The following is a 14885-nucleotide window of genomic DNA, read 5'->3' on the forward strand; positions in this document are numbered from 1 at the left end:
CACTGCCGAAGCTTCCGGCGGCCTGAAAAATTGGCACGGAACACATCGACTGTCAGTAGGAAGAACGCGGAAAGGGCCGAAAAATTGCCGGATTCCTGCAAAAATGGCTTTAATCGCCCTGAAAAACCGGATTGGCATGTTATTCGTTCCTACTTGCTCGCTCCCGGGGCCATCGCTCCGGATCTACTAAATCACTTAATTAAAACCAAGTAATATGGCTAAGAAGTTGAACATTACTCCTTTGCACGACCGGGTGGTAGTAAAGCCCGCCCCTGCTGAAGAGAAAACTGCAGGCGGTATCATTATTCCTGATACAGCGAAAGAAAAACCACAACGTGGAACCATCGTGGCTGCCGGTACCGGTAAAAAAGATGAGCCCCTGACTGTTAAAGTTGGCGACACTGTTTTGTATGGCAAATACGCCGGAACAGAATTGCAACTGGAAGGTGGTGATTTCCTGATTATGCGGGAAAGTGATATCCTGGCTATTATCTAATTAAACATTCAACAACTTTATTTAAGTCAACTACTATGGCAAAGCAAATTTTCTTCGACCTCGAAGCAAGAAACAGAATGAAGAAAGGGGTTGATACCCTCGCCAATGCGGTGAAAGTAACCCTGGGACCAAAAGGTCGTAATGTGGTTATTGAAAAGAAATTTGGTGCTCCTGCAGTAACTAAAGATGGTGTTACCGTAGCAAAAGAAATTGAACTGGAAGATCCAATTGAGAACATGGGTGCCCAGATGGTGAAAGAAGTTGCCAGCAAAACTGCTGATGTTGCAGGTGACGGTACCACTACCGCTACTGTACTGGCTCAGGCGATTATCACCGAAGGTCTGAAAAACGTGGCTGCCGGCGCCAATCCAATGGATTTGAAACGCGGTATTGATAAGGCGGTGGAGAAAGTAGTGGAAGCACTGCGTGGCCAGAGCCAGAAAATCGGAAACGATACCAAGAAAATTGAAGCAGTTGCTACCATTTCTGCCAACAACGATCCTGAAATCGGAAAGCTGATTGCAGAAGCAATGGCGAAAGTTGGTAAAGACGGTGTGATCACTGTAGAAGAAGCAAAAGGAACCGATACTACTGTAGAAGTGGTAGAAGGTATGCAATTCGATCGTGGTTATATCTCTCCTTATTTCGTTACCAACAGCGAAAAAATGAACGCTGAATTGTCGAATCCTTATATCCTGATCTACGATAAGAAGATCGGTGCAATGAAAGACATTCTGCATATTCTGGAGAAAGTAGCACAGGGTGGTCGTCCATTGGTGATCATCAGTGAAGACCTGGAAGGGGAAGCACTGGCTACACTGGTAGTAAACAAATTGCGTGGTACGCTGAAAGTGGCTGCTGTAAAAGCACCGGGTTTTGGCGATCGTCGTAAAGAAATGCTGCAGGATATCGCTATCCTGACTGCAGGTACCGTAATCAGCGAAGAGCAGGGATTCAAATTGGAGAATGCTGACCTCAGCTATCTGGGACAGGCTACTTCCATTACAATTGATAAAGACAATACCGTTATCGTAGGTGGTAAGGGTAAAAAAGACGAAATCACCAAGCGCATCAATCAGATCAAATCTCAGATTGAAAGCACTACTTCCGATTACGATCGCGAGAAACTGCAGGAGCGTCTGGCTAAACTGAGCGGTGGTGTTGCTGTACTGAATGTAGGTGCTGCTACTGAAGTGGAAATGAAAGAGAAGAAAGACCGTGTGGATGATGCCCTGCATGCAACCCGTGCGGCTGTAGAAGAAGGAATCGTTCCTGGCGGTGGTACGGCGTTTATCCGTGCAATCACTGCACTGGATGGTTTCCGCAGCAGCAATGAAGATGAGAAACTGGGTGTACAGATTGTACGTCGCTCACTGGAAGCTCCATTGCGTATCATTGTTGAGAATGCCGGACTGGAAGGTTCTGTAATCATCAACCAGATTCGTGAAGGTAAAGGTGATTACGGTTTCAATGCCCGCACCGAGAAATTCGAAAACCTTCTGAAAACAGGGGTAATTGATCCTACCAAAGTAGGTCGTGTTGCCCTTGAGCATGCAGCGTCTATTGCTGGTATGTTGCTGACTACCGAGTGTGTTATTGCTGATAAGCCTGCTAAAGAAGCAGCGCCTGCTCCGCATGGCCATGGTGGTGGAATGGGAGATATGGGATATTAATTTCCAAATCGGAGAATATAAAAAAAACTGCCCCCGGTTGGAGGGCAGTTTTTTTTATTAACGATTGAATGTGAATAACTTTTTAACGTAGAACTACTATTCGTAATATTACGAATTTGCTTAATTCCTACTGATTTTGTATGTAAATACGCAAAGGTTTGCGGTAAATATTGTAGTTTTATAAGATTATTATCCTGATTGACGTTGCAACGATTAAATGTTGAAAAATATTTTAATTTCTGCATTTTGAAATCTGGATTTATGATCTAATTTTGACCTATCCATATCGAGTTAAGCCCACTGTAACTCCATTATCCGTATTGAAGCTCACCACTCTGAATTAGTGCCTCAACCACAAAACGAATTACGGATAATGAAACAAGCGAATCAAAAGATTTGGTGTGTCAGTTCTGTGCTAACCTTGATCCTGACCCTTTTAGTTAGCCTTACCCATGCGCAACCTGTATTGCCTTCCATTCCCAATGGAACTTTAACAAGCTTTCCTTTAGACTTTCAATTGTATCCCAGGGTGATTACGCCAGATGCGAACCCCGATGTAGCGGTTGTTACGATTGCAGGAACAATTAATAATACTGTTCCATATACATCTTTGCAGGTAAGAGTATACAGAGATAATACTGCGCCCGGACCAGGTTATACTTATTCTCAAATCAGTACAATTAATTCAGCCCTGACTTATAATGGATTTGGGATTGCAAATTTTAGTATTACTCATAATCTCATTGCGGAATTAAATGATCATAAATATGAACTATACGGATTTTTAGGTGGCAATTTTACATTATTGGCTGATGCAGAGCAAGTGGTTGCAGGGGATGCATTTATAATTCAGGGGCAATCAAATGCGTTAGCTGAATATTTGCCCATACGTGATATGCCAGCTGATGAACCAAATAATCATTTTGTAAGGGTTTATGGTAGTTCAGATAATCGAGGTTATGCAGAAAGTCCAAGCGATTGGAATGTAGGGAATAGGCTTGCAAGTTATCAGGCTGATTACAATACAGGAATGTGGGGTATGCGTTTTGCCAAAGAATTGGCAACAGCAAATAATGTTCCAGTGGCTATCCTCAATGGAGGATATGGTTCTGATATTCCCTATTTCAGGAAAAATTTTTCAGCGCAACAGGATGGTGCAGGGGATGGATCAAATAATTATAGCAGGTTGCTTAGAAGAGCAAATGAATCAGGCTTAAGAACATCCATTCGAGGAATATTATGGTGGCAGGGTGAATCTGATATAATAAATGTACAATTAAATCCACTTTTAGAGTCTACTGCAAAAAATACCTATATAAATGAATTTACGGGTCTACATAGCGAATGGGAATCTGATTACCCGGCATTAGTTAAAACATTTATGTTTCAAGTACGGATGGGGTGTAACATTTATCCCGGTCAATCTTCAATAAATGCGACTATTCCCATTATTCAAGCACAATTAGAAATTGCAAATGCCAATTCTGATATAGAAATTATTTCTACACAAAATCTTAATCATGTATATGAAGGTACTTGGTATTGTCACTACAGATATGGAAATACTGGCTACCAGTATATTGCCAATCGCATGACTACTCTTGTTCGTCAAGAATTATATGGACTACCCGAGCAAACTAATACCCGTTCTTTTTATCCAACAGGTATAGATTTTACAGGTACTAATCTTAATGGTGCACCAAACCAGATAACTATCGAGTTGAGTAATTTAGCTGATACCTATTCTATTTTGACAGATCCATTAGGAACTCAGATAACTTCCGTGTTTAGAGTGGAGGGGCCATCTTCTTATACAATTACTTCCGTCACAATAAATGGTTTTTCTGTTGTATTTAATTTTAATAATCCGTCCAATACTATTCCAACAGGTTTATCCTACCATGGCCGCGATGCATATAACGCACCAAGTATTGTGAATTCCGGAGGTTTGGGTTTATTAGGCTTTTCACTTCCAATAACACCAGGTTCGCTGCCTATCGATCCGCTTTCTCTAACTGTTTCCAGGTCCGGAGTTGCCAACACCCTGCGTTGGAAAGTGGAATCCAATGAGCGGTTTGATCAGTTTATTGTGGAGCGCGGGGAAACAAGAAATTCATTCAAGCAGATTTATGATATGTATGGAACCGGTCAGGATGGAAACATTCAGTACGATTTCACCGACAATAAGCCGAATACTACCGTAAGCCATTACCGGATCCGTGCCATTCAGCAGGATGGACGGGAATTATACAGCCAGGTGGTAACCGTAAATAATCGCCTTAATTCAGTAAAAGAATTCAGGGTGTATCCGAATCCCGTTGCTGGTTCAGCTAATGCAACGATTAATATGAATGAAGCAGCATTGGCAACTATTAATTTGCATGATGCATCCGGACGCTTATTGTCTTCCCGCAAGCTTCAACTGCAAAAGGGGAATAATCAGTTTTCAATGGGTGAATTGCTGGATTATAATCCGGGTACCTATATTGTACGGGTAGTTACACCAACGGAAACCCAGCAGATCAGGGTGGTGAAAGCAAAATAAAAAGGGTTAGTACTTCGAATAAAAAAGAGGCTGTCTCAAGTGAGGCAGCCTCTTTGTATATCAACCATACGTGTTATTGCTTCTGGAACTTCCTTACGGAAGGTGGCATTCCTTCAAATTGAACGCGGATCACATACGTACCTGCGGCAAAATTGGCAAGGTTATAGGTTTTGGTGAAGTGGGTCGTGTTTTTGTTCACTTCATCCTGCATAACCAGTACTCCACTGATGCTGTAGAATCGGATGGTTCCTTTTCCGGTTGAATTATCATCCAGTCGGAGGGTTACCAGTCCATTGCTGGCTACCGGATTCGGATAGAGCTTCATGGAGAGACGTTCCTTGCCGGATGTACCTCTAACTGTTACCGTTACTTCCTTACGAACCGTAATACTTCCATTATCACGAACCAGAATTTCAAAGGTGTAAATACCGGTTACAAGTCCGCTTAGATTTACAATGGATGTATTCTGATTATTCAACACGGCATTGCTTGGTCCATTTACCAGTTTCCACTGGAAAAGGCGGATGGTACCATCGGGGTCATAGGATTCACTTGCATTCAGGGAAGCGGTGTCAGAAGGCAGGATTACTTCCACCGAATCATTAGTAACAATTACAGGAGCTCTATTGGCGAGTACCCTTACTGATACGGTTGTTGTTCCTTTCAATCCGGCATTGTCTGTCACTTCCAATTGGTACTGATAGGTCCCAAGCACCAGGTTGGTAACAGCAGTTTTGCTGGAAGTTGGAGTTAAGATCCCTGAACTTGCTGGTCCGCTTACCTGTGTCCACCGATAAGAACGGATACTGCCATCAGCATCGGTTGAACCTGCACCATTCAATTCTGTGCGGTTGGTTGGAAGAGAGATAGTGATATTATTTCCCGCCCTTGCTACCGGTGCAACCGGAGGAGGTAATACTTCCAGTGTCAGGGTACTGGCTGATTTGAGTCCGTCATTATCAGTTACGTCCAGTTGGAAATAGTAGGTACCTGTAACCAGATTGCTAACCGTTGTAGAAGCAGATTTAGTGGATGAGATGGTAGCGATATTAGGACCGCTGTTTTGTTTCCAGGAGTAGGCAACAATGGATCCATCTGTATCATAAGAAGAGCTGCCATCCAGTGAGGTTGATTTGCTATTCACTGTTTTTTTACCACCTGCATTGGAAACCGGTGCTTTTTTTACTGCAACAACCGGAGCCGGATTCACGGTTACTATTACATCATCAGCATCACGGGCGCCATCATTATCTGTTACTATTAAACGGAAGGTATAGGTTCCTTCTATCAGGCTGGAGATGCCGGTACCTGCTGAACTTGCTGCAGCAATGGTAGCGGTATTTGGTCCGGCTACCTGAGACCAGCGATAGGATGCAATCGTTCCGTCACTATCCGTTCCGGAACCAGAAAGGGTAGTGGAATTGGTCGGAAGTGTGATTGATCTGTTTGACCCTGCATTGGCGGAAGGTGCTGCATTTGGAATTGGTGCCGGATTCACAACAACGGTTGTTTCATCTGCATCCGAAGCTCCATCATTATCCGTTACGGTTAAGCGGAATACATAGGTTCCGGCAACCAGTCCGGATACCGTTGTACTTGCAGCAGTAACCGGATTAATCAAAGCCGTGCTTGGTCCGCTTACCTGGGTCCAGCGGTAGGAAGCAATGGTTCCATCACTGTCCGTTCCTGTACCATTTAAAGCGGCACTATTGGTTGGCAAGGTTATGGTGCGATTGCTACCTGCCCCGGCAACCGGTGCTTCATTGGCTACAGCTTCAGCATAAACGGTCACTGTCACATCATCACTGGCGGTGGCGCCATCGTTATCGGTAGCCCGAAGACGGAATGTATATACGCCGGCAACCAATCCTGAAACGGTAGCAGTTGCGGTAGTAGCATTTGCAATGGTTGCGGTTGAAGGCCCATTTATCTGGATCCAGCTATAACTTGCAATTGTACCATCAGCATCAATAGCAGAACCGGATAAGCTGGTACTTGAGGTTGGTAAAGAGATGGTTCTGTTTCTGCCTGCACTCACGGTTGGAGCCTGGTTTGGTGCAGGATTAACGGTAACATTCATGTCATCTGAATGAGTAGCACCATCATTATCGGTTACAGTTAACCGAAAGGTGTAGGTGCCCTGAATTAATCCGGATACACTGGTACCTGCTGCTGCTGCATTGGCGATGGTAGCAGTATTTGGACCGCTCATCTGACGCCAGCGATAGGAGGCAATTGTTCCGTCTGCATCGGTTCCTGATCCGGAAATATTGGTAGAATTGGTTGGTAATGTAATATTTCTGTTTGATCCTGCGTTTGATACCGGCGCGGCATTATCCACCGGCGCGGGATTTACCGTTACCGTAACATCATCTGAATGAGTGGCACCATCATTATCGGTTACGGTTAACCGAAAACTATAGGAACCCTGAAGCAGGCCAGAGATCAACGTTCCAGCAAGTGCGGCATTATTTATTGTAGCCGTATTTGGACCGCTAATCTGGCGCCAGCGAAAAGAGGCAATTGTTCCATCCTCATCCGTACCTGATCCTGAAAGCGTGGCCGTATTGGTTGGTAAACTGATTGTGATAGCATTTCCTGCATTTGCTACAGGTGGAGTATTTTGTACTACTTCAGGATTCACGGTTACTGAAACGGTAGCCGAGGCGGAACCGCCTGCATTATCCGTAACAGTAAGGCGAAAACTATAAGTGCCCTGCACCAGATTAGAAAAACCAGCAGTGGCAGTTGTTCCGTTTGCAATAGTTGCTGTATTGGGGCCCGAAACCTGCGACCAGCGAAAGGAACTGATGCTTCCATCAGCATCAGCAGCAGTTCCGGTGATAGAAATAGAATTGGTGGGTAGAGTTATGGTTCGATTGTTTCCGAGGTTTACTGTTGGTAATTGGTTGGTTGGGGGAGGAGCGGTGGTGCCGTCGAGCAGGAAATCTTCCAGTTTGGCATTTTGATTTCCAAACCGAACTTCATCCATGTACATTTCAACAGAATTTACATTGGGAGCCGGGTTGTGGTTATTTCCGAAAGCCCATTTGTAAAGTCCCATTTGCATATAGGGTTCTTTACTGTGGCGGCCATCTTCTTTCCAGTTTGGTCCGATGTATTCGGCTACCAGTTTACCCGCTTTATAGAGGCGTACAAAACCGGAAGAAGAAGAGGTGAAATCACGATTCATCACCCAGTCTTCCCATTGGCCTTTGATAACCGGGCCTACATCGGTTTTGGTTATGGTTGTGGCACCAGATGAAGAAAGTTTTGTGATAATGAATACATATCTCCCATTTTCCATGGCAAGATAGGTAGGCGTGGGCCAGTCGTCCTCAACAGGTTTGGTATTAAACAGGATCGAAGTGATCGTGTTCTGATCCATATTGGAGGGAGGAATAAGGGTGGATGCGGCCATCCAGCGAAGTCCGAGTGGCTGGCGGTAAAAGGAGGTGTTGTCTCCTACTGTCCCAAGCGGAGAACCTGCCGGAAGAAAGTTCCAGGCCAATTCTGCTTTCATGTACTGCCACCCGTCGTTGGTGGAATTGCTTAACGTGTGTTTGTAGCTGAAGGAGCCTTTGCGTGCATAGGCGTTAGACCGGCCAATTGAACTGTTTGTGCTGCTTCCCTGTCTGCTGGTCCAGCCCGCGGAAACGTTTCCGTTGGTCCCAACCATTACAGGTTTATTCGTTGCTTCACAATCATCGTAAAAGATGATGCCGGATTGTGCTTTGGTGAATAAGCTCGACAGGAGCAGACACACCGACGCACAGGTTTTCACTACATGAGTGCGGGTACTGGATTTCATGATATTGGATTTTCTGAACTGTTAATGTTTTTACCAAATTCTGTGCCAGAAATACCGGTAAAAAATATTCACAGTTGAAACAATAAAACGTGTAGAGTATTCCACAAATTGTTCGAAATACATCTAAGGGCACGCAATTTTTCACGTAGGTCTACGTTAATGGTAAACCCTTAGCATCGAATGAAAACTTTTAAACAGCTGATAGCCAGTTGTTTATTTTAATCCAGTGCCACCCTAGAGAACGACCAGATTTGGTAATCGGTAAATCATACCAAACATTTGTATAAAGTCAGGTGATGTATTACTTTTACGCATCTTTAGCATGCGTACAATTCCTATGGGAATTACTATGTCTGTTACAGATGTTAAAGTTGTGTTTACCATTAAACCCCTGTTACCTCATGAATCGTTTCGTGTTACCTGTGTGCGCCAATTATGGCCGGTTCTTACTGCTGCTGGCTCTAAGCGTATTTTTTGTAGGATGCGCCAGCGTTGAAAAATCGCGGTATTTTAATGATTCTTATCCCGCCCAGTACCCGCTTGTGGATGCCAACCTGGATCCGATCATCCAAAAAGCGGATATACTTGGAATCAATATCAGTTCTTTAAATCCGGATGCAAATCTTCCATTCAATTTAACCAATACGACTCCTGCCGGATATTTTGGAAATACCAACAATACACAGGCACCGGTAGGTTACCTGGTGGATCCGGAAGGCGTTATCACTTTTCCGATGCTTGGTCGTTTACAGGCTGCAGGCTTAACCAAACAACAGTTTACAGATTCTCTCACACTTGCGCTTGCAAGCAGGAAATTATTGGTGGATCCAATTGTAAATGTTCGAATCCTGAATTTCCGGGTAACTGTATTGGGAGAAGTAGGGAAACCGTCTGTGGTTTCTGTTGCCAATGAGCGGATCAGTATGCTGGAAGCCATTGGAATGGCCGGTGATTTATTACTTACTGCAAAACGTGATAATATTTTACTGATTCGGGAAGAAGGGAATAAAAAAATCACCCGCCGGATTAATCTGAATGATGAATCCTTATTCCGATCGCCCTATTATTTTCTGAAGAACAACGATATTATATATGTGGAGGCGAATAAAGCCAGAGTGCAAAGTACCAGCCGATTTACTCAATTGCTGCCGGCACTGTTAAGTGGTTTTGCATTACTTGCTATTATAGTTGACCGGGTTTTCCGGTAATACTTTTTGATAACTCTGAAATCGAACGATATGCCTCCAACACAAAACAAGACTTTCCGGGCGAAAGAGGATGATCTTTTTAAACAATTGCTGCAGAAATACATGCCTTTCTGGCCACTGTATTTATTACTGATAATTTTATTCCTGGCAATAGCCTATGCTTATGGCAAATTCACCATTCCGGTTTATGAAGCCTATTCATCCGTAGTAATCAAGGATGAATCCAAAGGTTTGAATGAATCAGATATGCTGCAGGATCTCAACCTCTTCCGCGGTAAAAAACTGGTTGAGAATGAAATTGAAATTTTAAAATCCCATTCCTTTATTTCGGATGTGGTAAATAATCTGGGACTCTATGCGGATGTTATGGAAGAGACCAAGTTCAGACAGATGCCGGCCTATCTGACAACTCCTATAAAGGTTCGGTTTAAAGATCCCACAAGAATTAAAAAAGCAGAAAAAATTCCTTTTGTTTTCAACCGTGATGACAGATCCGTTACCATTGGTAAAGATAATTTTCCCATTAATCAATGGGTGGCCACAAAATGGGGTGAAATCAGTTTTGTACCCAATTATAAGTACAATGGTGACACCGTAACCAGATCATTGTATTTCACTATTTATCCTGTTCAGCCGGTGCAGGCATCTCTGATGAATCGGCTGAAAGTTGTTCCTGCCAGCAAACTTGCAACGGTTATTAATATTTCAATTAAAGACCAGGTGCCTGACCGTGCAGAGGATATTCTCAATGAACTGGTAAAGGTTTATACAGAGGCTGAAATTGAAGATAAAAACCAGCGGGCTGCCAATACAGTGGCCATGGTGGAAAATCGGATTCGTTCGGTAGCCGGACAATTGGATTCAGTTGAGAATGAAATTCAACGATATCGTACCAATACCGGAGTTATTGATATCAGTGCCCAGGGAAGGCAGTATCTGGACAATGTTGGACAATATGATCGTCAGCTGGAACAGATCAAAAACCAAATTGCTGTTTTGGATGAGGTGGAAAAGTTCATCGTACAAAAAGAAGCATCCAGCTCAGGCATTGTTCCATCGGCAGTAGGGGTAAATGATCCCTCACTGAATCAAATGCTGGATAAATTGAATGATACCCAGCTGGAGTATGAAAAATTAAAAAGAACAACGGGTGAAAACAGTCCTATTCTGATTAGTCTGCGGGAGGAAATCAATTCCTTAAAACCAGGGATACTTGAAAATGTAAGAAATCAGAAAATCAATCTGAATATTTCCCGAAATAGTTTTGCGAGTACGGGTAGCCGTTACTCTGCCATGCTGAGTACCATTCCTCAAAAAGAAAAACAATTGATTGAAATCAGCCGTCAGCAGGCTATTAAAAATCAATTGTATGCATTTCTTTTGGAAAAAAGAGAAGAGGCTGCATTATCCTTTACATCCACCAATAAAGGTGATACGCGGATCATTGATAAAGCTTATTCTTCGGTAATGCCAGTTAGTCCGAATAAATTTGTGCTATACCTGGCTGCTTTGATTTTTGCGTTGGGTGCAGGTATTGTATGGGTTAGTCTGAAAGAGGGACTGAATAAAAAAATATTATTCCGTTCGGAACTGGAGAAGTTGTCTTCCATCCCTGTATTGGGTGAAATTTCCTATGATTCCTCCAGGGATCCTTATCTGGTTAGGAATGATGCGGCTTCGCCCATATCAGGGCAGTTGAAAAGCCTGCGTAATCAATTGTTTTTTGGGGCCAATAATAACCAGTACAAAAAAGTAATTATAACCTCCGCCAACAGGGGAGAGGGGAAAGCATACCTGTCATCCAACCTGGCAGTCAGTCTGGCTATGACCAATGCCCGGGTAGTTTTAATTGATCTGGATTTTTATACGCATGAAATCAGTACACTGTATAATCTGGAAAATGCCAAAGGCATTGTTGATTATTTCAGTGAAGCCGTTCCATTACAAGCATTGTTGCATGCTGATAAAGTTACAAAGGGATTAACGATCCTTCCTGTAGGGGCATCCAATGAAGGCAATGCAGAATGGCTGGTAAGCGATAAGCTCGAAAATCTGATCAATGAATTGTCGGCTTCTTATGATTATATCGTGATAGTTGGCCCTGCATTCAGTGATGATGTAAATATTCAGGCCATTTCACATATTGCAGACGCAAGTTTATTCGTTATCAGACAAGGAGTTACATCCAAAGCGAACCTGACAATGCTCTTGTATAACGGGCATATGGAAGCGCTGAAGAACCCCGCTTATGTATTCAATGCCGTAAAAGGCCGGGGATGGGGAGTAAAAATGTTTGGGAACGGATTCGGGTACGGTAATAATCCTGGTGCATAACCGGTTTCGTACAGCTTTTCTTTCCAGCATTTCATAGGTTTTGATTAGATCGATCGTACCTGGTTGCGCCTGTAGGTGTGACTGAGGAGGCGAAGCTTTGGCCGGTAACCACCAATTATGCGAGCAAAAATCTTAAGCACCAAACTTTTTTCCAATATACTTCAGTCGGATAATGCCCGCACCAAACTGGCTATCCGGAATATTATTGGGTCGCTTTTCGTAAAAGGTGGCAGTGTCTTTATCAGTCTGTTACTGGTTCCTCTGACCATTAAATACGTCAATGCAACCCAATATGGGATCTGGCTGGCATTAAGTTCTATTATCGCCTGGTTTAGTTTTTTTGATATAGGTCTGGGAAATGGGTTGAAAAATAAGCTGGCGGAAGCACTGGCAAAGGATGATAAGGATCTCGCTAAAACACTGGTAAGTACAACCTATGCCATACTGTGTTTATTGGTGCTGGCTTTTGTAGTTATATTTCTGGTTGTTCATCATTTTATTAATTGGAGTGCTGTTCTTAGTCTTCCGGCCGAAATGGAACCCGAATTGAGGAGCCTGATTTCACTGGTATTTATTCTCTTTTGCCTTCAGTTTATATTGCAGACAATCGTAGTTATTCTGACGGCGCACCAACAGGTTTCTATAGCATCTTTCCTGAGTTTTATGGGAAACCTGCTTTCCCTTGCCATTATCTTTATTCTGACGAAAACAACAGAAGGAAATCTGCTCTATCTCGGACTGGCATTCAGTGCAACACCATTGGTTGTTTATTTCTTTTCCAGTCTGTTTTATTTTAAAACAAAATACAGGTTGATTGCACCTTCCTTTAAGAGTATAAATTTTTCTTATTCCAGAATCCTGATGGGATTGGGGGTGAAATTTTTTGTAATCCAGATTGCTGCAATTATACTTTATCAGACTACCAATATCTTATTGCTTAAGTTATATGATGCGGATGAAGTGACTTCTTACAATATCAATTATAAATATTTCGGCATAATAACCATGGTTTTTTCGATTGTAATGTCTCCATTCTGGGTGGCGTTTTCGGATGCCTATCATAAAAACGATATTCCCTGGATAAAACAAACGATCAATAAACTGCTGAAAATATGGGCTTTGATTTCTGCAGGCGGATTACTGATGTTATTGGTAAGTATACCAGTGATAAAATTTTGGGTGGGGGATTCCGTGAGGTATTCTTTGCATGCCGGATTTGCCATGTGGTTGTATTTTATCAGCAGTTCATTTGGTTCCATTTTTGTGTTTTTTATAAATGGAACGGGAAAGGTGTTTCTTCAATTTCTGACCAGTATAATTGCTCCAATACTTTTTATTCCGCTGGCAATTTTTCTGGGCAGGTACTTTGGACAAGCCGGGCTCATTTACTCATCCATTTTATGTAATGTTTATGGAATATTTATTGCGCCCCTGCAATACAGAAAAATCATTCAGCAATCTGCAACAGGTATCTGGAATAAATAATACGACCCAATGAAAGTTCTCTGGTTTTCAAATACTCCCTCCAATGCTGCAGCTGAACTAGGTGCATTAAGTAAAGGGGGAGGATGGATTTCATCCCTGGAAACACTGGTTACAGAAGCAACTTCCATTGAATTGGGAGTGGCCTTTTTTTATCCTCTGGAGGAGGACAAAAAAATTGTAAAAGGGTCAACAACCTATTTCGCCATTGCATTGGAAGAGAAAAATGCGTTGACCCGTATTAAGGATCGATTCTTTCTCAATCTTCCTACCGATACAAAAATTTTCAAATTATTAAAAATAATTGACCAGTTTAAACCGGATCTGATCCATGTATTTGGTTCTGAAGAAGTGTTCGGAATGGTGGCAAAATATGTAAATACGCCGGTTGTATTGCATATCCAGGGAATCCTTACGCCTTATCTCGATAATTGGTTTCCACGGGGTGTTTCCAACAGCTCTATTTTATTCAGAACTCCTTTGAAAGATAGCATCAGAGGAACTGGATTATATTTTGATTACCGAACCATTTCAAAAATGGCTCGCCGTGAACGGCAGATATTTTCATACTGCAAATATTATATGGGTCGCACTTTTTGGGATGAATCGGTAAGCAAATTGCTTTCACCAGGCTCATTCTATTATCACTGTGAGGAGGTAATCCGGCCAATCTTTATGGAAAAAAAATGGAAGCAGCCAGAAACTGCTCATCCATTTGTTATTAGTACAACCATTAATCCGAATATTTATAAAGGGCTTGATATTATTCTGAAAACAGTAAGGTTGATAAAAGAGCAAACTGATCTGGAATTTGTCTGGAATATATATGGGATTGATAAAGGGCATCAATTGGTTCGCTTATTCGAAAATTTGCTAAAAGACAGCTTTACAAGCTATCCGGTTGTTTTTCATGGCCCGGTAAATGCCGATCAATTGGTGGATCGGCTAACAAAAAGCCATGTTTTTGTGCATCCGTCACATATTGACAACAGTCCAAATAGCGTGTGTGAAGCCATGTTGCTCGGCATGCCGGTTATTGCTGCCAATACAGGAGGTGTGAGTTCCCTAATGAAGAATGGAAGTGAAGGTGTTTTGTATCCTGATAATGATCAATACCTGCTTGCCAGAAATATTCTTGATATTGCCTTGTTTCCTGAGAAGGCTGTGGAAATGGGCGTGAAAGCAAGAAAGCGGGCAGTATCCAGGCATGAACCCGGGAAAATTGTGGAGCAACTGGAATCTATTTATACTACAATTTTGGAACAAAGTCGTTCTAAAACAATTCAACATCAGGTAAGTTAGTGAAGCAGTTTTTACAAATACTTTTGTTATTGGG

8 protein-coding genes are annotated in these 14885 nt (G+C 42.5%); 7 read left to right on the plus strand and 1 reads right to left on the minus strand.

The window, feature by feature from the left end:
• Positions 1–214: 214 nt before the first annotated feature.
• From B2746_RS10545 to B2746_RS10555, 3 genes are all read left to right on the plus strand, one after another.
• Positions 215–496 (plus strand): co-chaperone GroES, encoded by a 282-nt coding sequence (locus tag B2746_RS10545; RefSeq protein WP_150846796.1) that lies wholly within the window; start codon positions 215–217, stop codon positions 494–496.
• 35 nt (positions 497–531) lie between these two features.
• Positions 532–2169 (plus strand): chaperonin GroEL, encoded by a 1638-nt coding sequence (gene groL, locus B2746_RS10550; RefSeq protein ID WP_290793225.1) that lies wholly within the window; start codon positions 532–534, stop codon positions 2167–2169.
• Between the two features lie 373 nt (positions 2170–2542).
• Entirely contained in the window at positions 2543–4714 is a 2172-nt protein-coding gene (locus tag B2746_RS10555; RefSeq protein WP_290793228.1) for a sialate O-acetylesterase, read from the plus strand.
• A gap of 73 nt (positions 4715–4787) precedes the next feature.
• Here B2746_RS10555 and B2746_RS10560 read toward each other — a convergent pair whose 3' ends face one another.
• Positions 4788–8525: a PKD domain-containing protein gene (locus B2746_RS10560; RefSeq protein WP_290793231.1), complete on the minus strand. Its 3738-nt coding sequence runs from the start codon at positions 8523–8525 to the stop codon at positions 4788–4790.
• A gap of 401 nt (positions 8526–8926) precedes the next feature.
• Here B2746_RS10560 and B2746_RS10565 point away from each other — a divergent pair, with 401 nt between their 5' ends.
• The 4 genes from B2746_RS10565 (at position 8927) to B2746_RS10580 (ending at position 14851) form a co-directional block, all read left to right on the plus strand.
• Complete coding sequence (locus B2746_RS10565) at positions 8927–9733, plus strand: polysaccharide biosynthesis/export family protein (RefSeq protein ID WP_290793234.1); 807 nt, start codon at positions 8927–8929, stop codon at positions 9731–9733.
• A gap of 30 nt (positions 9734–9763) precedes the next feature.
• Positions 9764–12067: a GumC family protein gene (locus B2746_RS10570; protein WP_290793236.1), complete on the plus strand. Its 2304-nt coding sequence runs from the start codon at positions 9764–9766 to the stop codon at positions 12065–12067.
• A gap of 117 nt (positions 12068–12184) precedes the next feature.
• A complete protein-coding gene (locus tag B2746_RS10575) occupies positions 12185–13552 on the plus strand; it encodes a lipopolysaccharide biosynthesis protein (RefSeq protein WP_290793239.1) in 1368 nt (455 codons plus the stop codon).
• A 9-nt stretch (positions 13553–13561) separates the two neighbouring features.
• Positions 13562–14851, plus strand: coding sequence for a glycosyltransferase family 4 protein (locus B2746_RS10580; protein WP_290793241.1), 1290 nt, complete (start codon positions 13562–13564; stop codon positions 14849–14851).
• Positions 14852–14885: the final 34 nt, after the last annotated feature.

Source organism: Flavihumibacter sp. UBA7668 (assembly GCF_002483205.1).
Taxonomy (GTDB): domain Bacteria; phylum Bacteroidota; class Bacteroidia; order Chitinophagales; family Chitinophagaceae; genus Flavihumibacter.